Annotated in this window: 18 protein-coding genes; 16 read left to right on the top strand and 2 right to left on the bottom strand. The window is 70.8% G+C overall.

Annotated elements, in window-relative coordinates; genetic code table 11:
- Positions 1 to 25 precede the first annotated feature (25 nt).
- From QSK36_RS29820 to QSK36_RS29745, 16 genes are all read left to right on the top strand, one after another.
- Positions 26 to 565, top strand: coding sequence for a hypothetical protein (locus QSK36_RS29820; protein WP_183537172.1), 540 nt, complete (start codon positions 26 to 28; stop codon positions 563 to 565).
- A gap of 135 nt (positions 566 to 700) precedes the next feature.
- Positions 701 to 1,702, top strand: a complete 1,002-nt coding sequence (locus QSK36_RS29815; RefSeq protein ID WP_285784656.1) for a DUF3048 domain-containing protein — start codon at positions 701 to 703, stop codon at positions 1,700 to 1,702.
- 107 nt (positions 1,703 to 1,809) lie between these two features.
- A complete protein-coding gene (gene pdxS / locus QSK36_RS29810; protein WP_285784655.1) occupies positions 1,810 to 2,724 on the top strand; it encodes a pyridoxal 5'-phosphate synthase lyase subunit PdxS in 915 nt (304 codons plus the stop codon).
- A 207-nt stretch (positions 2,725 to 2,931) separates the two neighbouring features.
- Positions 2,932 to 4,620 carry an alkaline phosphatase D family protein gene (locus tag QSK36_RS29805; protein WP_285784654.1) on the top strand — a complete coding sequence of 563 codons (1,689 nt, stop codon included), beginning with the start codon at positions 2,932 to 2,934 and terminating at the stop codon, positions 4,618 to 4,620.
- Between the two features lie 96 nt (positions 4,621 to 4,716).
- Positions 4,717 to 5,142: a MarR family winged helix-turn-helix transcriptional regulator gene (locus QSK36_RS29800; RefSeq protein ID WP_183537178.1), complete on the top strand. Its 426-nt coding sequence runs from the start codon at positions 4,717 to 4,719 to the stop codon at positions 5,140 to 5,142.
- An 80-nt stretch (positions 5,143 to 5,222) separates the two neighbouring features.
- The gene (pdxT, locus tag QSK36_RS29795) at positions 5,223 to 5,813 is read left to right on the top strand and encodes a pyridoxal 5'-phosphate synthase glutaminase subunit PdxT (RefSeq protein WP_139575029.1); all 591 of its coding nucleotides are present in this window, start codon (positions 5,223 to 5,225) and stop codon (positions 5,811 to 5,813) included.
- Between the two features lie 3 nt (positions 5,814 to 5,816).
- The gene (locus QSK36_RS29790; protein ID WP_183537180.1) at positions 5,817 to 6,569 is read left to right on the top strand and encodes a YebC/PmpR family DNA-binding transcriptional regulator; all 753 of its coding nucleotides are present in this window, start codon (positions 5,817 to 5,819) and stop codon (positions 6,567 to 6,569) included.
- A gap of 117 nt (positions 6,570 to 6,686) precedes the next feature.
- Complete coding sequence (locus tag QSK36_RS29785; protein ID WP_285784653.1) at positions 6,687 to 7,874, top strand: GNAT family N-acetyltransferase; 1,188 nt, start codon at positions 6,687 to 6,689, stop codon at positions 7,872 to 7,874.
- A gap of 110 nt (positions 7,875 to 7,984) precedes the next feature.
- Positions 7,985 to 8,623 carry a crossover junction endodeoxyribonuclease RuvC gene (ruvC, locus tag QSK36_RS29780; protein ID WP_285784783.1) on the top strand — a complete coding sequence of 213 codons (639 nt, stop codon included), beginning with the start codon at positions 7,985 to 7,987 and terminating at the stop codon, positions 8,621 to 8,623.
- Entirely contained in the window at positions 8,620 to 9,240 is a 621-nt protein-coding gene (ruvA, locus tag QSK36_RS29775) for a Holliday junction branch migration protein RuvA (RefSeq protein ID WP_285784652.1), read from the top strand. Before ruvC ends, ruvA begins: the two co-directional genes overlap by 4 nt.
- Before the next feature lie 114 nt (positions 9,241 to 9,354).
- Positions 9,355 to 10,404 (top strand): Holliday junction branch migration DNA helicase RuvB, encoded by a 1,050-nt coding sequence (gene ruvB / locus QSK36_RS29770; protein WP_183537184.1) that lies wholly within the window; start codon positions 9,355 to 9,357, stop codon positions 10,402 to 10,404.
- Positions 10,405 to 10,667: 263 nt separating this feature from the next.
- Positions 10,668 to 11,024: a preprotein translocase subunit YajC gene (yajC, locus tag QSK36_RS29765; RefSeq protein WP_139575024.1), complete on the top strand. Its 357-nt coding sequence runs from the start codon at positions 10,668 to 10,670 to the stop codon at positions 11,022 to 11,024.
- An 89-nt stretch (positions 11,025 to 11,113) separates the two neighbouring features.
- A complete protein-coding gene (secD, locus tag QSK36_RS29760) occupies positions 11,114 to 12,859 on the top strand; it encodes a protein translocase subunit SecD (RefSeq protein WP_352241128.1) in 1,746 nt (581 codons plus the stop codon).
- Positions 12,859 to 13,899, top strand: a complete 1,041-nt coding sequence (secF, locus tag QSK36_RS29755) for a protein translocase subunit SecF (protein ID WP_183537186.1) — start codon at positions 12,859 to 12,861, stop codon at positions 13,897 to 13,899. The genes secD and secF overlap by 1 nt, the downstream gene beginning before the upstream one ends.
- Before the next feature lie 302 nt (positions 13,900 to 14,201).
- The gene (locus QSK36_RS29750) at positions 14,202 to 14,708 is read left to right on the top strand and encodes an adenine phosphoribosyltransferase (protein ID WP_182899032.1); all 507 of its coding nucleotides are present in this window, start codon (positions 14,202 to 14,204) and stop codon (positions 14,706 to 14,708) included.
- A gap of 279 nt (positions 14,709 to 14,987) precedes the next feature.
- A complete protein-coding gene (locus QSK36_RS29745) occupies positions 14,988 to 17,168 on the top strand; it encodes a RelA/SpoT family protein (protein WP_285784651.1) in 2,181 nt (726 codons plus the stop codon).
- A gap of 203 nt (positions 17,169 to 17,371) precedes the next feature.
- Here the strand turns inward: QSK36_RS29745 and QSK36_RS29740 are convergent, their stop codons facing one another.
- The gene (locus QSK36_RS29740) at positions 17,372 to 18,601 is read right to left on the bottom strand and encodes a DUF349 domain-containing protein (protein ID WP_285784650.1); all 1,230 of its coding nucleotides are present in this window, start codon (positions 18,599 to 18,601) and stop codon (positions 17,372 to 17,374) included.
- Between the two features lie 59 nt (positions 18,602 to 18,660).
- Positions 18,661 to 19,509: a peptidylprolyl isomerase gene (locus QSK36_RS29735; protein WP_285784649.1), complete on the bottom strand. Its 849-nt coding sequence runs from the start codon at positions 19,507 to 19,509 to the stop codon at positions 18,661 to 18,663.
- Positions 19,510 to 19,578: the final 69 nt, after the last annotated feature.

The following is a 19,578-nucleotide window of genomic DNA, read 5'->3' as shown; positions in this document are numbered from 1 at the left end:
AGGCCGCGTACGGGGAGGTGCCGGCGTGACCACGACCCTGATCCTCGTGGCGGCCGTGGTCGTCGTGCTGTTCGCCGTCTACGTCTCCTGGCGGGCCGGGCGGCTCGACCGTCTCCACATCCGCCTGGAGACCGCGCAGGCCGCGCTCGACGCCGCGCTGCTGCGCCGCGCCGCGGTCTGCCTGGAGCTCGCCGGCTCGCGCATCCTCGACCCCGCCACCTCGCTGGTGCTCGCCGCGGCCGCCCACGAGGCCCGTACGGCGGGGCCGGACGAGCGCGAGCACGCCGAGAGCGACCTGTCGAGGACGTTGCGGGCGGTGGTCGACCAGGAGCGGTTCCGGGAGAAGCTGGCCGAGCATCCCGCGGGGGCGGCGCTGCTGGAGGAGCTGGACACGGCCGTCGCGAAGGTCGTCTACTCGCGCCGGTTCTACAACAACGCCGCCGGCGTCACCCGTACGGCGCAGCGGCGCTGGCTGGCCCGCACGCTGCGTCTGGCCGGGCACACCGATCCGCCCCGTTTCTTCGACATCGACGACGAACCGCCCGAATCCCTCGCTACTGGATAGTCACTTTTTGTCGGGCATTTCGGTCTGATCCCGGTAAGCTCATGCCGTTTCATTGCCATGCTGGTCAACGGGTCTGCGTGGGCCGGGTCCGTCGTGCCTGGCGGCGGGGGCTCTCCACCGGGAGGAGCGGGTACGGTGCGGGCAGGGATCGGCTTCACGCTGGCCATGGCGGTCATCCTGACCGGAGCCGCGTGCTCGGGCGACGACAAGCCCGCCGCTCAATCTCAGGACGCGAGCCCGCTGGCGTCCCCGTCGCCGACGCCGCCCCCCGAGCATCCGTTCACCGGCCGCCCCGTCGCCGCCCGCAAGCCGGTCCTCGCCGTGAAGATCGAAAATACCCACGCGGGTAAGCCGCAGATGGGCCTGCGCAGCGCCGACGTCGTCTTCGTCGAGCAGGTCGAGGGCGGGCTCACCCGGCTCATGGCGATCTTCTCCTCGAAGCTGCCCGCCCAGGTGGGGCCGGTCCGCAGCGCCCGCATCTCCGACCTGCACATCCTCCCGATGTTCGGCAAGCCCGCCCTGGCCTACTCCGGCGTGCAGACGAAGATGATCCCCTTCGTCCAGAAGGCCTCGCTGTTCGACGTGTCCGACAGCCGGGTCCCCGGCGCCTACACCCGCGCGGCCGGGCGGGTCGCGCCGTACAACCTGATCGGCAGCCCCAGGAAGCTGCTGGCCAAGGCGCCGCAGGCGAGCAAGGCGGACGACATCGGCTTCGTCTTCTCCGACGAACCGCCGGCCGGGGGTACGCCGCAGAAGAGCGTCAGCGTCCGCTATCCGGCGGCCCGCTTCACGTTCGCCTGGTCGGCCGCCCAGAAGCGCTGGCTGGTGACGCAGGACGGCGAGAAGGACATGGCGGCGGAGGGCGGCCAGCAGGGCGCCCCGACGATCGTCATCCAGTGGGTGAAGACCGACCGCTCGGAGTTCCACGACTTCACCGGCAGCTACACCCCGCTCGTGCACACGGTGGGCAAGGGCACCGGCGTCGTGCTCAGGGACGGCCAGGCCTACCGGGTGAAGTGGTCGCGCGCCTCGGAGAAGGAGGGCACGACCTACACCATGGCCGACGGCACGCCCATGCCGTTCGCCCGTGGCCAGGTCTGGGTCGTGCTCGCCTCGCGCAAGCCCGTCGCACCATGATGGACAAAACGCCTGATCGACTCTGACAGATGGGTGCGTCGGGTGCGGGATCGGCCAGCGCCTACCATGGAGGGGATTCCGTAGGCCCGCCGTCGTGAGGTATCACCGTGTCCAGCAGCACGCCCGAAGTCAACGAGACCACCGCCGTCGGCACCGCCCGCGTGAAGCGCGGCATGGCCGAGATGCTCAAGGGCGGTGTCATCATGGACGTCGTCACCCCGGAGCAGGCCAAGATCGCCGAGGACGCCGGAGCCGTCGCCGTCATGGCGCTGGAGCGCGTCCCCGCCGACATCCGCGCCCAGGGCGGCGTGTCCCGGATGAGCGACCCCGACATGATCGAGGGCATCATCAGCGCCGTCTCCATCCCGGTGATGGCCAAGGCCAGGATCGGCCACTTCGTCGAGGCCCAGGTGCTCCAGGCGCTCGGGGTCGACTACATCGACGAGTCCGAGGTCCTCACCCCGGCCGACTACGCCAACCACATCGACAAGTGGCAGTTCACCGTCCCCTTCGTGTGCGGGGCCACCAACCTCGGCGAGGCGCTGCGCCGCATCACCGAGGGCGCCGCGATGATCCGCTCCAAGGGCGAGGCCGGCACCGGCGACGTCTCCAACGCCACCACCCACATGCGCAAGATCCGGGGCGAGCTCAAGCGCCTCACCTCGCTGCCCGAGGACGAGCTGTACGTCGCCGCCAAGGAACTGCAGGCGCCGTACGAGCTGGTGGCCGAGGTCGCCAAGACCGGCAAGCTGCCGGTGGTGCTGTTCACCGCGGGCGGCATCGCCACCCCGGCCGACGCCGCGATGATGATGCAGCTCGGCGCCGAGGGCGTGTTCGTCGGCTCGGGCATCTTCAAGTCCGGCGACCCCGCCAAGCGCGCCGCCGCCATCGTCAAGGCCACCACGTTCTACGACGACCCCGACGTGATCGCCAAGGTCTCGCGCGGTCTGGGCGAGGCGATGGTCGGCATCAACGTCGACGACATCCCCGCGCCGCACCGCCTCGCCGAGCGCGGCTGGTAGACATTCCCTGAAACCAGGGGACGGACGCTCGGCTGGGACATCCCAGCCGGGCGTTCTTGCTATTTGAGGCTTATGTCGGATTTGGGGCGACGGTGCGGTGATGTCGCCTTTCGTGGGACCGATATCGTTCCGCCGATCTTTACTCTCCTGTCACGATCGATCGTCAGGCTGCGGGCGTCCCGCCTCTGATCGTCACAGGGAGCCCAATTGCCCGGCCTCGATCGTCGTTCCTTCCTCGTCACCGGACTCGCCGCGGGCGCCGTCACGGCGATCCCCGCCGCCGCCTCGGCGGCCCCCACGCCCACGCCCGAGGCGGCGGGCGAACTCGCCTCCCGCGGCCTGCGTTCCGACCCGTTCACGCTCGGCGTGGCCTCGGGCGACCCCGACCACGCCGGCTTCGTGATCTGGACCCGCCTCGCCCCGCAGCCGCTGGCCGAGGACGGGCTCGGCGGCGTGCCGCAGCGGGCGTTCGCCGTGCAGTGGCAGGTCTACGCCGACGAGCGCTGCCGCCGCGTGGTGCGGGCGGGCGTGGCCGAGGCGAGCCCGGAATGGGGGCACAGCGTCCACGTCGAGGTGGACCACCTGGAACCCGGCAGGGAGTACTGGTATCGCTTCCGCGTCGGGCCGTACGTCTCACCGGCCGGCAGGGCCTTGACCGCGCCGCACCCGCTGTCGTTCGGCGGCCCGCTGACGATGGCCTTCGTGTCCTGCGCGCAGTACGAGCACGGCTACTTCACGTCCTACCGCCGCCTGGCCGAGGACCACCCGGACCTGGTCCTCCACCTGGGCGACTACCAGTACGAGTACACCAAGAACACCTACGTCGCCGCCGGCGGCAACGTGCGCGACCACGAGGGGCCGGAGACGACGACGCTGGCGAACTACCGCCAGCGGCACGCGCAGTACAAGACCGACCCCGACCTGCAGGCCGCGCACGCCGGCGCGCCGTGGCTGGTCGTCTTCGACGACCACGAGGTGGACAACAACTGGGCCGACGAGATGCCGGAGCACCCGGAGGAGCAGCCCACCTTTCTCGAACGCCGGGCCGCCGCCTTCCGCGCCTACTACGAGAACATGCCGCTGCGCCGCACCTCGGTGCCGCGCGGCGTCGACATTGAGCTCTACCGGCGGGTCGGGTGGGGGGCGATGGCGAACTTCCACATGCTCGACACCCGGCAGTTCCGCGACGACCAGGGCTGCGGCGACGGCTACAAGGACTGCCCCGAGGCGGTCGACCCGGCCCGCTCGATCATGGGCTTCGAGCAGGAGGCGTGGCTGCTCGACGGGTTCCGCCGGTCGCGGGCGCGCTGGGACGTCATCGGCCAGCAGGTCTTCTTCGCCCAGCGCGACAACAACGCCGGGCCGGCGAAGATCACCAGCCAGGACGCCTGGGACGGCTACGTCGCGTCGCGGCGGCGTGTCACCCAGGGCTGGATCGACGCCGGCGTGCGCAACCCGGTCGTGCTCACGGGAGACGTGCACGCGCACTGGGCGAGCGACCTGAAGCTGGACTACGACGACCCGACCGGTCCCACGGTCGGGTCCGAGCTGGTGACGACCTCCATCAGCACCACCGGCGACGGGGCCGACTCCGACCCGGCGGCGCACCCGTTCCTGAAGATCAACCCCCACCTGAAGTTCTACAACAACCAGCGCGGCTACGTCCTGACGAAGATCGACAAGGACGCGCTGACCGCCGACTTCAAAGTGGTGCCCGTCGTCTCGGCCCCCGGTTCCGAGGTGCGCACCAGGGCGACGTTCGTGATCGAGGACAGGGTGCCCGGCGTGCAGCAGACCTACCTGCGCCCGCTCGACCCCTCGATCGCGGCGCGGCGGGAGATCACGGTCGAGGACATGGTGGAGGAGACCGTGCGGCAGGAGACCGAGCGCCCCTGACGGCGCGCGCAGGTGCACCGAGCGGGCGGCGTCCCCCTTCCGGGGGCGCCGCCCGCTTCGTCTGCGCCGGGCCGGCCACCGTTATGGTGACCTGCTATGACGACCGACGACACCGGACGGCTCGCCGAGAACCTGTCTCGCGAGCTGCGCCACATCGTGATGCTGCTGCGCCGTACGACGGCGGGACAGCCGGTCACCGCCCAGCAGTACTCCGTGCTCGGCTCCCTCGAGGACGGCGCGTGCCGGATGACCGACCTGGCCGAGGAGCACGGCGTGCAGCTGCCGACGATGAGCGTGCAGGTCAACCGCCTGGAGGAGGCCGGTCTCGTCGCGCGGGGCACCGACGCCTCCGACGCGCGGGTGCGCACCGTCGAACTGACGGGTGAGGGCCGCGACCGCCTCCGGGCCGTACGGCAGGCCAGGATCGCCTACCTGTCCGGCCGGCTGGGCGCGCTGACCCCGGAGGAGCGCACGGCCATCGCCCGCGCCCTCCCCGCCCTGGCCAAGCTGGGTCGTGTCTGAGCGCCGGTGTCTGATTTATCGTTTTGGGCGCGTAAGACCGTGGCCATACCCTGAACAGGGTCACCACAGGAAGGGAAACCGTGACGTCCGCACCCAAGATCGGCGTGCTCGCCCTGCAGGGCGACGTGCGCGAGCACATCCGCGCTCTGGAGGAGTCGGGCGCGACCGCCACGCCGGTGCGCAGGCAGGAGGAGCTCGCCGCAGTGGACGCGCTGGTCGTCCCGGGCGGGGAGTCGACCACGATGTGGAAGCTCGCCACCATCTTCGAGCTGCTCGAACCGCTGCGGCTGCGGATCAAGGAGGGCATGCCCGCCTACGGCTCGTGCGCCGGGATGATCATGCTGGCCGACCGGATCGAGGGCGGCATCGAGGGCCAGGAGACGCTCGGCGGCATCGACATGGTGGTCCGGCGCAACGCCTTCGGCCGCCAGGTCGACTCGTTCGAGGCCGATCTCGACTTCGCCGGGCGCGGGACGATCAGGGCCGTCTTCATCCGGGCGCCCTGGGTCGAGTCCGTGGGGCCCGACGTGGAGGTGCTGGGCCGCACCGAAGCTGGGGATAGGATCGTCGCGGTCCGACAGGGACCGTTGCTCGCGACGTCCTTCCATCCGGAGCTGACCGGCGACGCGCGAGTGCACTCGTATTTTGTCGAAATGGTGAGGGAGCTCTAGGCGATGTCCGGCCACTCCAAATGGGCGACGACGAAGCACAAGAAGGCGGCGCTGGACTCCAAGCGCGGCAAGCTTTTCGCCAAGCTCATCAAGAACATCGAGGTCGCGGCCAGGACCGGCGGGCCCGACCCGGACGGCAACCCCACGCTGTTCGACGCCATCACCAAGGCCAGGAAGAACTCGGTCCCGATCGACAACATCGAGCGGGCCCGCAAGCGCGGCGGCGGCCTCGAGGCCGGCGGCGCCGACTGGCAGACGATCATGTACGAGGGCTACGCCCCCGGCGGCGTCGCGGTCCTCATCGAGTGTCTCACCGACAACCGCAACCGCGCGGCGTCCGAGGTGCGCGTGGCGCTGACCCGCAACGGCGGCTCGCTCGCCGACCCCGGCTCGGTGTCGTACATGTTCAACCGCAAGGGCGTCGTGATCGTCCCCAAGGGGTCGCTGACCGAGGACGACGTGCTCATGGCCGTCCTCGAGGCGGGGGCCGAGGAGGTCAACGACCTCGGTGAGAACTTCGAGGTGATCTCCGAGGCCTCCGACCTCATCCCCGTGCGCAAGGCGCTGCAGGACGCGGGCATCGACTACGAGTCGGCCGAGATGAGCTTCGTCCCGACGCTCAACGTCCCGCTGGACGAGGACGGCGCGCGCAAGATCTTCAAGCTCATCGACGCGCTCGAGGACAGCGACGACGTCCAGAACGTCTGGGCGAACTTCGACGTGAGCGACGAGGTCATGGAGAAGGTCGAGGCCTGACGCCGGAGGCGGGCACGGGCCCTGGCCCCGGATCGGCGGAGAGCCTCGGCCCCAGATCCGCGAGGGGGCGGAAAACCGGTGGCAGAGGCCGCCGGGGCCCGCATAGCTTGGCCGGTTGTGGAAATCCGTCATCTCACGAGCGACGACCTGGACGCCGTCCTCGACAACCGCAGGCGCGCCTTCGGCCCGTTGTCCGGCGGCGGCGCCGAGACCTGGCGCAAGCTCGTCTCCCCGATGCTGCCCGAGGGCCGTTACCTGGGCGCCTTCGACGGCCCCCGCCTCGTCGGCACGGCCAGGATCAACCCGTACGTCCAGTGGTGGCACGGCCGTCCCCTGTCCATGGGCGGCGTGGCGGGTGTGACGGTGTCGCCTGAGGACCGCGGCAGGGGTGTGGGCCGGGCGCTCACGCACGCGGCCATCGAGCGCTGCGCGGAGCTCGGCCACGCGGTCTCCGCGCTCTACCCGGCCACCACGCCGGTGTACAGGAGCGCGGGCTACGAGCACGCCGGCGTGCTCCAGCGGATCACCGTGCCCGCCGAGGCGCTGCGTAGGCTGGGCGGCCCCGGCGGCCCGGCCGGCGCGGTCAAGCTGCGCCGCATGGGCCCCGCCGACGCGGCCGAGCTCGTGGCTCTGATCGGCAGGGTGCACGCCGCCACCCGCGCGAGCGGGCCGCTGTGCTTCGACGAGCGGACCTGGCGGCTGTGGCTGGAGGACGACGACGACTTCTGCTACCTGGCCGAGGACGGGTTCGTCGTCTACCGGTGGAGCGACGGGGACATCGAGGTCGACAACCTGCTGGCGGGGTCGGAGGCGACGGCCAGGGCCCTGTGGTCGATGGTCGGCAGCGCCTCGACCGTCGCGAAGTCGGTGACCGCCTGCGTCGACCCCGCCGACCCGGTGCTCTGGATGCTGCGGGAGCGGTCGAAGGACGAGGTCACCCAGACCCGGTGGATGTTCCGGCTGATCGACCTGCCCGCCGCGGTCGAGGGGCGCGGCTTCCCCGCAGGGGTCCGCGTCGAGACCCCCGTCGAGGTGACCGACTCCCGGCGCCCGGGCAACGCGGGCACGTGGGTGCTGCGGGTGGACGGCGGCGCCGGCTCCGTGACGCGGCCCGACGCGGCGCGTGGTGAGGGGGCACACGAGGACGCGACGCGGCTCACGATCGGCGGGATGTCCGCGCTGTTCGCCGGCGTGCCCACGGCCACGCTCCGCCGCGCCGGCCTGCTGAGCGGCGGCTCTCCCGACGCCGACGACGCACTGGACGCCGCGTTCGGCTGCGCCGCGTACATGATCGACTACTTCTGACGCGCCCGCGCGGCCGCTGATCGCGATAGCATGACCGACCGAACAGATGTTCGGCGCAGCGGCGGCCGCGCCGCCGGGATCAGGGAGGCGTGCCGGTGCGGTTGCCCCAACTGCGGGTGATGGGCGTGGACCCGGGGCTGACGCGATGCGGTCTCGGCGCCGTGGAGGGCCGTCCCGGCGCGCCGCTGAGCCTGCTGTCGGTCGGGGTGGTCCGCACCCCGGCCGACGACGACATCGGGTCCCGGCTGGTCGTCATCGAGGCGGAGATCGAGCGCTGGCTCGACGAGATCAGGCCCGACGCGGTCGCCGTCGAGCGGGTCTTCGCCCAGCACAACGTCCGTACGGTCATGGGGACGGCCCAGGCGTCGGCCGTCGCGATCGTCTGCGCGGCCCGGCGGGGGCTGCCGGTCGCGCTGCACACGCCCAGCGAGGTCAAGGCCGCCATCACGGGCAACGGCAACGCCGACAAGAAGCAGGTCGGCACGATGGTCACCCGGCTGCTGCGACTCGACGCCATGCCCAAGCCCGCGGACGCGGCCGACGCGCTCGCCCTGGCCATCTGCCACGTCTGGCGCGGCGGCGTGCAAAACCGCCTGGCCGACGCCCTGGCCCGGGCCCGTTCCGGGGGTGCGGGCGCTGCCGGCACTGCTGGCACTGCTGGCACTGGGGGCTCTGGGGGCTCTGGTAGGACTGGGAGGCCCGGCGAAGTCGCGGCCGGGCGTCCGGACCGGGGAGGGAGCACGCGGTGATCGCATCCGTTGCGGGGCAGGTGGCGGCGATCGGAGCCGACAGCGCCGTGGTCGAGGTGGGCGGCGTCGGGATGCTCGTCCACTGCACCCCGGGCACCCTGGCCGGACTGCGCGTCGGCGAACCCGCCCGGCTGTCGACCTCGCTCGTCGTCCGCGAGGAATCGCTCACGTTGTACGGCTTCGCCTCCGACGACGAGCGCACGGTCTTCGAACTGCTGCAGACGGCCAGCGGGGTCGGGCCGCGCCTGGCCCTGGCCATGCTCGCGGTCCACGCGCCCAACGCGCTGCGGGTCGCGGTGGCGAGCGCCGACATCAAGGCCCTGACGATGGTGCCCGGCATCGGCCAGAAGGGCGCGCAGCGCATCGTGCTCGAACTCAAGGACAAGCTCGGCACCCCGGCGGCGGCCGTCGACGCCGCGATCAACGGCGCGGCGGCGGCGCCCGTCTGGCGCGACCAGGTCCACGCGGGACTGGTCGGGCTCGGCTACTCGTCCAGGGACGCCGACGAGGCGGTCGCGGCGGTCAGCGCGGAGGCCGAGGCGGAGGTCGCCGCCGGCCGCACCCCGCGGGTGGCCGCGCTGCTCAAGTCCGCCCTGCGCGCGCTGAGCGTGCGGTGACCTCGTGAAGGGCCGCGCCTCGCGCGCCGTGCGGGGCGCGTGGCGGGCTGATGGTTCGATGAAAGTTTCACCGGGAAGCGGACGGATCCCGGCGGGTCGAGCGGATGGTGTCGAGTGAGCTTCGAGCGGGATCTCGTGTCGCCGGAACCGGAGGGCGACGAGCGGGCGATCGAGGCCGCGCTGCGCCCCCGGCGCCTGGACGAGTTCATCGGACAGGGCCGGGTGCGCGAGCAGTTGTCGCTGGTGCTGGAGAGCGCCCTGCGCCGCAACCGCCCGCCCGACCACGTCCTGATGAGCGGCGGCCCCGGGCTCGGCAAGACGACGCTCGCCATGATCATCGCCTCCGAGCTCGGCGCGCCGCTGCGGATGACCTCGGGCCCGGCGCTGGAGCGCGCGGGCGACCTCGCCGCGATCCTGTCCACGCTGACCGAGGGCGAGGTCCTGTTCATCGACGAGATCCACCGCATGGCCCGCCCGGCGGAGGAGATGCTCTACCTCGCCATGGAGGACTTCCGGGTGGACATCGTCGTCGGCAAGGGTCCCGGCGCCACCTCGATCCCCCTCGACATCGCCCCGTTCACGCTGGTCGGGGCCACCACCCGGGCGGGACTGCTGCCCGCGCCGCTGCGCGACAGGTTCGGCTTCACCGCCCACATGGACTTCTACGAGGTGGCCGAGCTGGAGCAGGTGCTGCGGCGCTCGGCGCGGCTGCTGTCGGTGGAGCTGCCGGACGAGGGCGCCCTCGAGATCGCCCGCCGCTCGCGCGGCACGCCCCGCATCGCCAACCGCCTGCTCCGGCGGGTGCGCGACTTCGCCGAGGTCCGCGCGGAAGGCGTGATCACCCGGGAGGTCGCGGCGGCGGCGCTCAACCTCTACGAGGTGGACGCCGAGGGGCTGGACCGGCTCGACCGGGCCGTGCTCGACGCGCTGCTGCGCAAGTTCGGCGGCGGCCCGGTGGGCCTGTCGACGCTCGCGGTGGCCGTGGGGGAGGAGCCGGAGACCGTCGAGGTCGTGGCCGAGCCCTTCCTGGTGCGGCAGGGGCTGCTGGCCCGCACCCCGAGGGGCCGCGTCGCCACCGCCACCGCCTGGGCGCACCTCGGCCTGACTCCGCCTCCTGACGCCGTCGGCTCCGTGGCGGTGCCCACGCTCTTCGACGACGCCTGAGCGCCCCTCCCGCCACGCTTTGCGCCCCCGCGGCGGCTGGAAGCGGAAACCGGGGCAAAGAGGTAACAGACCGATTGCGAAGCCCATGAAACGGGAACTTTCCTGCCCGTCGAGCCGTGGGTTCGTTGCCGGGCTTCTGCGGGCTCGAATACACTGCGTGGCTTGACTGGCCGCACACGCGAGAAGTCGCGGTGGCCCGCGTGTGAAGCGCACAAGACCTCCGGCGTCAGGCCGGTTCATCACGTTACGGAAGGGTGGCCCCCGTGGGTAACAACCCGCTTGGGACGTTCCTGCCACTGATCTTGCTGGTAGTGGTTTTCTACTTCCTCCTGATCCGCCCCCAGCGCAAGCGGCAGCAGGAGCAGGTCCAGATGCAGAACTCCCTCACCCCGGGCGTCCGGGTCATGACCACGACAGGCCTGTTCGCGACGGTCGTCGCACTCCAGGACGACGACGTCGTGCTGGAGGTGGCCCCCGGCGTCGAGACCCGCTGGGCGAAGGCGGCGATCGGCAGGGTGCTCACTCCCGTGGACGAGGTGACGGACGAGGAGGCCGAGGAGACCGTGACGGACGGTTCCGACACGGGGAACGGTGACGATACGAGCACCAAGCAGTCCTAAGTAGGCTGATCACAACCTTTCGACGAAAGAACTGACCTCCAGTGGCCCCACCGACCAGTAGCCAGAGCAAGCCTGGACGCACACTCCTGTTGCTCCTTGCGCTCATCCTCGTCATGGGCGCGACGGTCGCCCTCCAGAAGGCGTTCGTCCCCAAGTTCGGTCTCGACCTCGCGGGCGGCACCACCGTGACGCTCACGCCGGTCATGGCGAACGGGAAGACGCCGTCGCAGGAGAGCCTCGACCGAGCCGTGACGATCATCCGGCAGCGCGTCAACGGCACCGGCATCTCCGACGCCCAGGTCGCGAAGTCGAACGACAACATCGTGATCCAGATCCCGGGCGCGGGCCGTGACGAGGCGCTCCGGCTGGTGTCGACCACCGCCGAACTGCGTATGCGGCAGGTGCTCGCGGTGGCAGCCGCGACGAACCAGCCGGCTCAGGTGCCCACCGCGGCTCCCACGCCCAGCGGTTCGGCCGCGGCGACGCCCGCGACCACTTCGAAGGCGTCCACGCCGGCCAGGGAGAGCGGGGCCCCGAACGGCAACGCGACCCCGGCGGGCCGTGCCCTGTCGAAGGCGCTGACCGCGCCGTCGCCGGACCCGAGCACCTCGGCGAGGGCCACGACGCACCGCAGGGCCGGCGCAGGGACCGCCCGGGCGAACCGGGCCAAGGCCTCGCCCTCGGCGGCGGCTCCCAGCCCCACGCCGACGGCCGCTCCGCAGGACACGGGCGACCCACTGGCCGGTCAGGACACCAGCGGCATCGACCCGGCGCTGCTCGCCGAGTTCCGCACGATCGACTGCACCGCGAAGAACCGCGGCCAGGGCGCCGTCGACGACCCGAACAAGCAGATCGTCGCCTGCAGCGACGACGGCTCGGCGCGGTACATCCTGGACAAGGCCGCGGTGCAGGGCACCGAGATCAGCGGCGCGCAGTCGGGCACCGACCCCACCACCGGTGAGTGGATCGTCCAGGTCGACTTCAAGTCCAAGGGCGCCACGCAGTTCGCCGACATCACCCGGCGCATCACGAGCCTGCCGGCCCCGCGCAACCAGCTCGCCAACGTGCTGGACGGCGTCGTCATCGTCGCTCCGACGATCGAGGAGGCCATCCCCGGCGGCAGCGCCCGCATCTCCGGCAGTTTCACGCAGAAGACCGCCACCGAGCTGGCCGACCAGCTCAAGTACGGTGCGCTGCCGCTGAAGTTCCAGCAGAGCTCGGTCGTGTCGGTCTCCTCGACCCTCGGCCAGGACCAGCTTCACGGCGGTCTGATCGCCGGCGCGCTCGGCCTGATCGTCGTCATGATCTACCTGCTGCTCTACTACCGCGGCCTGGGGCTCATCGGCATGGCCAGCCTGGGCGTGGCCACCGTGTTCACGTACCTGACGGTGGACGTGCTGAGCCACAACGCCGGCTTCCGGCTCTCGCTGCCGCACATCATCGGTCTGGTGGTCTCGATCGGCATCACCGCGGACTCGTTCATCGTCTACTTCGAACGGATCCGCGACGAGATCAAGGAGGGCCACCGCACACTGCGCTCGGCCGTGGAGGTGGCCTGGCGACGCGCCCGGCGGACCATCCTGGTCGCCGACGCCGTCATGTTCATCGCCGCGGTGGTGCTGTTCTTCCTCGCGGTCGGCGACGTGGCCGGCTTCGCGTTCGCGATGGGCCTGACCACGCTCATCGACATCGTGGTGGTGTTCCTGTTCACCAAGCCGCTGATGTCCCTCGTGGCGCGGTTGCGGTTCTTCTCGAAGGGCCACAAGCTGTCCGGACTCGACGCGGAGCGCATGGGCCGCACCAGCCCCGCCGAGCAGACCCTGCAGGAGGCGTGATGCCGGGAGTGATCAGCCGCCTCTACCGCGGCGACATCAACATCGACTTCGTCGGCAAGCGCAAGATCTGGTACGGCCTGTCGGTGTTCCTGCTGGCCGTCTCCATCCTGGGCCTGGCGCTGAACGGGCTGAACCTGGGCGTGGAGTTCCGCGGCGGCTCTGTCTTCGACTTCAAGCGCACACCGGGCTCCAGCCTCGAACAGGTCCGCGAGACCGTCGCGGACGCCGGAGTCCACCAGGTCATCGTGCAGCAGGCGGGTCCGAACTGGCGGGTCACCACCGAGAGCCTCAAGGGCGACGAGGTGACCAAGGTCCAGAAGACCGTCGCCCAGAAGTACGGCGTCACGGAGGACCAGGTCAGCTCGCAGGTCATCGGCGCGACCTGGGGTGGCGAGGTCTCGCAGAAGGCCTGGATCGGCCTCGCGGTCTTCATGATCGCGATCATGCTGTACCTGTCGGTGGCCTTCGAGTGGCGGATGGCCCTCGCGGCGATCGTCGCCCTCGTCCACGACCTCGTGATCACGGCGGGCGTCTACGCCTGGTCGGGCTTCGAGGTCACCCCGGCGACCATGCTGGGCTTCCTCACGATCCTCGGTTACTCGTTGTACGACGCGGTCGTCGTCTTCGACATGATCAAGGAGGTCACGGGCAAGCTCGGCACGAGCGCGAAGATGACCTACACGCAGGCCGCCAACAACGCGCTCAGCCACACGCTGATCCGGTCGCTCAACACCTCGCTGGTGGCGATCCTGCCGGTGGCGGCGATCCTGTTCATCGGCACCACGCTGCTCGGCGCCGGCACGCTGAAGGACCTGTCGCTGGCGCTGTTCGTCGGCATGATCGTCGGCACCTACTCGTCCCTGTGCGTGGCGACGCCGATCCTGGTCACGCTCAAGGAGCGGGAGCCCAAGTGGCAGGCCCTGGCCCAGCGGGTGCACGCCAAGCAGGTCTCGGCCGCCAAGGCCGCCGCCAAGGAGCCCGTCTCGGCCGGCTCGCAGAACGTCACCACCACGACCACGGAGAAGCGCAAGAAGCGCTGATCCCGGCTCGTCGCAGGGCGCCCCCGGAACCCTCCCGGTTCCGGGGGCGCCTTCGTGTTCCGGTCTCCCTACCAGTGCCCCTCCCGCCGATCTTCGCCCCGTCACGTCGCCCAGAGCGGCCCCTCGCCGCGTTGTCGCCCCACCCACGGAGATTCCTCGCAAGCTCGGAATCTCCGCGCAGGGCCCCGGAAGACCGCCCGTAGCCTCCGGCTGCGAGCTCCTCCTCCGCCTTGCGATGCGCCACTCTGGACACCGCTCCGTCCGGGCAGATCTCGCCGGTCGCGGCACTAGGCTTGGGCGTCGTGACTGACTGGACGGCTCTCATCAGGGATGTCCCGGACTACCCCAAGCCGGGCATCCTCTTCAAGGACATCACCCCGCTGCTGGCGGACCACGCGGCCTTCACGCAGGTCGTGGGCGAGCTCGGGGACGGCCTGGCGTTCGACAAGGTGGTCGGCATCGAGGCGCGGGGCTTCATCCTCGCCGCGCCGGTGGCCTACCGCAGCGGCGCCGGGTTCGTACCAGTGCGCAAAAAGGGCAAATTGCCCGCCGACACGTACGAGGCGTCCTATGATCTCGAGTACGGCTCCGCGACGATCGAGGTGCACGCCGACGCCTTCGACCCCGGCGACCGGGTTCTGATCGTGGACGACGTCCTCGCCACGGGCGGCACGGCCCGGGCGGCCGTGGAGCTGGTCAGAAGGACGGGCGCGGAGGTCGTGGCCGTGTCCTTCCTGATGGAGCTGTCCTTCCTCTCCGGCCGCGACCGGCTGCCGGGCCTGGACGTCCGCACTTTGCTCACCGTCTGAGCCGCGCGGGCCGGTCAGGGGGCACGCGGCCGAGAGTGCTGTGGCGGCACGGATACACTGTGGAATCTGGACTCGACGTGAGGAGTCTGTGTGCCCCGTGATGTGGTCGTACCCGACAGCGCGCGGGTCGATCGCGGAGTGATCTCCCGCGACGCCCCCGAGCCCGTCGCAGACGTGCCCCCCGACGCGGCGCGCGACCCCGCGGCGGTCCCGGAGGACAAGCCGGCGTCGCCGGCCACGCGACGGAGGCTCGCCCGTTTCGGGGGGCAGTGGGGTGCTATGAATCCGGTGTTGGAGCCGCTCTTCAAGACGGTCCGTGCCACCCATCCCAAAGCAGACCTGCGGCTGATCGAGCACGCGTACGACGTCGCCGCCTATCACCACCGGGATCAGAAGCGCAAGAGCGGCGACCCGTACATCACCCACCCGCTCGCGGTGGCGACGATCCTGGCGGAGCTGGGCACGGACGACGAGACGCTGTGCGCCGCCCTGTTGCACGACACCGTCGAGGACACCGCCTACAGCCTCGACGAGTTACGAGCCGACTTCGGCGACAACATCGCGTTGCTCGTCGACGGCGTGACCAAGCTCGACAAGGTGAAGTTCGGCGACGCCGCGCAGGCCGAGACCGTGCGCAAGATGGTCGTCGCGATGTCGCGCGACATCCGCGTGCTGGTGATCAAGCTGGCCGACCGGCTGCACAACATGCGGACCATGCGCTACATGCCCGAGCACAAGCGCCAGCAGAAGTCCCGCGAGACGCTGGAGATCTTCGCGCCGCTGGCCCACCGGCTCGGCATGAACACCATCAAGTGGGAGCTGGAGGACCTCGCGTTCGCCATGCTCTACCCGAAGCGGTACGACGAGATCGCCCGGATGGTGTCGGAGCGCGCGCCGCGCCGCGACCTGTTCCTGCACGAGGTCATCGAGAAGGTCTCCGCCGACCTGCGCGAGGCGAAGATCAAGGCGACCGTGCGCGGCCGGCCCAAGCACTACTACTCGATCTACCAGAAGATGATCGCCAAGGGCGTGGCCTTCGACGACATCTACGACCTGGTGGGCATCCGCGTGCTGGTCGACACGGTCCGCGACTGCTACGCCGCGCTCGGAACGATCCACGCCCAGTGGAAGCCGGTGCCGGGGCGGTTCAAGGACTACATCGCCATGCCCAAGTTCAACATGTACCAGTCGCTCCACACGACGGTCATGGGACCCGAGGGCAAGGCCATCGAGCTCCAGATCCGCACGCGGGCCATGCACAACCGCGCCGAGTACGGCGTGGCCGCGCACTGGAAGTACAAGGAGGAGATGACCGGGGCCGGCGCCGGCAAGGTCAAGCAGGTCAACGACATGGCCTGGCTCCGCCAGTTGCTGGACTGGCAGAAGGAGACCTCCGACCCCGGGGAGTTCCTGGAGTCGCTGCGCTTCGACCTGTCGGTCTCGGAGGTGTTCGTCTTCACCCCGCGCGGCCAGGTGATCGCCCTGCCCGAGGGCGCCACCCCCGTCGACTTCGCGTACGCCGTGCACACCGAGGTCGGCCACCGATGTATCGGCGCGCGGGTGAACGGCAGGCTGGTCCCGCTGGAGTCCCGTCTCGGCAACGGCGACACGGTCGAGATCTTCACGTCGAAGTCGCCGGACGCAGGGCCGTCGAGGGACTGGCTCAAGTTCGTCAAGAGCGGCCGGGCCCGCAACAAGATCCGTCAGTGGTTCACCAAGGAGCGCCGCGAGACCGCCATCGAGGCGGGCAAGGAGGCGATCGGGCGGGCCATGCGCAAGCAGGGCCTGCCGCTGCAGCGGCTGATGTCCGGCGAGGCGCTGCTGGCCCTGGCCAGAGACCTGCGCTACGCCGACGTCTCGGCCCTGTACGCGGCTGTCGGCGAGGGACACCTCACCGCACAGTCGGTCGTGGACAAGCTCGTACAGGCCCTGGGCGGCGTCGAGGGGGCCGAGGAGGACATCGCCGAGGCCCAGGTCCCCACGCGGCTCAAGGGCCGTCTGAGGGCCAACTCGAACGCCGGCGTGATGGTCGCGGGCGACCCGGACGTATGGGTCCGCCTGTCGCGCTGCTGCACCCCGGTTCCGGGGGACGAGATCGTCGGGTTCGTCACGCGGGGCCACGGCGTCTCCGTGCACCGCACCAACTGCCCCAACGTGGAGCAGCTCAACTCCCACCCCGACCGGCTGGTGGAGGTCTCCTGGTCGCCCGGGGACGACTCGGTCTTCCTCGTCGCCATCCAGGTGGAGGCGCTCGACCGGCCCCGCCTGCTGTCGGACGTCACGCGGACCCTCTCCGACCAGCACGTGAACATCCTGTCGGCCTCGGTGGCGACCAGCCGCGACCGGGTGGCGATCAGCAAGTTCACCTTCGAGATGGGCGACCCCAAGCACCTCGGCCACGTGCTCAAGGCGGTGCGCAACGTCGCGGGCGTCTACGACGTCTACCGCGTCACCAACTAACGACCCGCGGCCCCTGCGGCCGGAACCACGGCCCGGCGGGCCGACGACCGGACGGCCCCTGCCCGGCGGCGGGGCGCGACCTCACAAAGCGGCGGCGGGGCGCGACCTCACAAGGCTGCGGCGGGGCGCGTCCTCACGAAGCGGCGGCGGACATGCGAATCCCGGCGCGACACGAGGTCACGCCGGGACGCGCTCGAAGCGGGTCAGGAGAACTCGGCGAGCGTCCGCTCCGCCTCCTCGAGCCAGGAGCGGCGGGCGGACAGGGCCTCCTCCGCCTCCTTGACGTCCTTGTCCCGGCCGGCCGTCTGGGCCTTGGCCAGCCGCGTCTCCAACTGGTCGATGGACCTGCGGAGCTGGTTGACCGTGTCCTGGGCGCGAGCCCTGGCCTCGGGGTTGGAGCGCTTCCACTCGGTGTCCTCGGCCCTGCGGACCGCGTCGTCGACCTTGCGCAGCCCGCCCTCCAGGCGGTCGCGCTGGTCGCGCGGCACCGGGCCCGCGGCCTCCCAGCGCTCCAGGATGCCCCGCAGCGCCGAGCGCGCGGTACGCGCGTCGGTGACCGGCAGCAGCTTCTCGGCCTCGGCCAGCAGGGCCTCCTTCACCTCCGCGTTGGCCGCGAAGGAGGCGTCCCGCTCCGCGAACACCGCCGAGCGGGTCTGGAAGAACTGGTCCTGGGCGCCCTTGAAGCGCGCCCACAGCTCGTCCTCGACCTCACGGGAGGCGCGCCCGGCGGCCTTCCATTCGCGCATCAGCTCCCGGTAGGCCGCCGCGGTGGCGTTCCAGTCCGTCGAGTCCGCCAGCGCCTCCGCCTCGCTCACGATGCGCTCCTTGGTGCCGCGCACCGCGTCGCGCTGCTGGTCGAGCGAGGAGAAGTACGCCTTGCGCCGCTTGGCGAAGGCCGTACGCGCCGTGGACAGCCTCTTCCACAGCGTCGCCTCGGTGGCCCGGTCGACCCGCTCGGCGGCCTTCCACTCCTCGACGAGCTGCCGCAGCCGCTCGCCGCCGGACTTCCAGTGCGTCGTCTCCTCGGCGATGCGCTCGGCCTCGGCGACGATGCGCTCCTTCACCTCACGCGCGTGCGCCCGGGCCTGGTCGCGCGCGGCCCGCAGCTCCTCGCGCCGCTTGCCGACCAGCTCGGTCAGCGCCGTCAGCCGGTCCTGCAGCGAGCCGAGGTCGCCGACCGCGTGCGCCTCGGCCACCGACTCACGCAGCTTGGCGATGCTCGACTCGGCCTGGGCCGGCGCGAGGTCGGTGCCGCGCACCCGCTGCTCGAGGAGCTGCACCTGGCCCGCCAGCTCGTCGAACTTCCGGCGGTAGTAGGCCAGTGCCTCCTCCGGCTCACCGGCCTGCCAGGACCCGACGGCCCGTTCTCCCTCAGCCGTACGCACGTAGACGGTGCCGTCCTCGTCTACCCGGCCCCACGGGTCGGTGCTCACCGTGTCCTCCCGCACTTGAATCAGCCTCCAGGGCTCGATGTGCCCTTGGTTGTATTACGTCAGCTCTTGCTGGTGATTGTCACGTCTTTGATGACCACGGGCTGCTTCGGGGCACCAGTGCCGTCCCCGCCGGCACTGGGGATGACGCCCTTCTTGGCGACCTTGTCCACGATTTCGAGTCCTTTGGTCACCGTACCGAAAGGCGTGTAGTCGGGCGTCAGTCCGGTGTCCCCGAACACGATGAAGAACTGGCTTCCGTTGGTGTTCGGGCCGCTGTTCGCCATCGCGAGCACGCCCCGTGTGTACTTCGCGCCCGCGAGGTTCTCGTTGGCGAAGCGGTAGCCCGGGCCGCCCTGGCCGTCGGTCGGGTTCTTGCCGTCGGCCTTGGCCAGCGGGTCGCCGCACTGCAGGATCGGGAAGTCCGTGCCCATCCGGTGGCACTTCGTGTTGTCGAAGTAGTCCTTGGAAGCCAGGAACTTGAACGAGTTGACCGTGCAGGGCGCCTTCTCGCTGTCCAGCCTCGCGACGATGTCGCCGAGGTTGGTCCTGATGGTCATCATCGCCGGGGCGGTGCTCACCTTCTCCGGCGGCGTGCCGACGTTCTTGACCTGGCCGCTGCCCTCGTCGGCGACGTAGCCGCAGGTGCCCTTGACCGGGTCGTACGGCTTGGGGTCGGCCACCGCGGGCTTGATGCTCGCCGACGGCGACGCGGCCGCGGTGGCGTCGCTGTCGTCGCGGCCGAGGAGGGTCGTCGCCGCCACCACGCCGCCGATCACCACCACCACGGCCGCGGTGGTGCCTATGATCGCGTTGCGCCGCGACTTCTGCTCGCGCTCCACGCGTGCCTGCAACTGCCGTTCGTAGTGCTCCCGGGCCAGCTGCTTCTGCCGGTCCTTGCCGGTGACCACTTCGACCTCCCGACTCGTCCTGTTTCCCATGGTCGTACGCCCGGACGCGATCTCGCCGGCGCGTGCCCG

This window comes from Microbispora sp. NBRC 16548 (genome assembly GCF_030268985.1).
GTDB lineage: Bacteria > Actinomycetota > Actinomycetes > Streptosporangiales > Streptosporangiaceae > Microbispora > Microbispora catharanthi.
Note: the sequence above shows the minus strand (reverse complement) of the source record. Positions and strands in the feature narration are given on the sequence as shown.

Excerpts from the sequence above, each read along its gene's own strand:
- QSK36_RS29800 (WP_183537178.1), top strand. The coding sequence starts at position 4,717 with ATGACGACCGACGACACCGGACGGCTCGCCGAGAACCTGTCTCGCGAG.
- QSK36_RS29790 (WP_183537180.1), top strand. The coding sequence starts at position 5,817 with ATGTCCGGCCACTCCAAATGGGCGACGACGAAGCACAAGAAGGCGGCG.
- secF (WP_183537186.1), top strand. The coding sequence starts at position 12,859 with ATGCCGGGAGTGATCAGCCGCCTCTACCGCGGCGACATCAACATCGAC.
- QSK36_RS29745 (WP_285784651.1), top strand. The coding sequence starts at position 14,988 with ATGAATCCGGTGTTGGAGCCGCTCTTCAAGACGGTCCGTGCCACCCAT.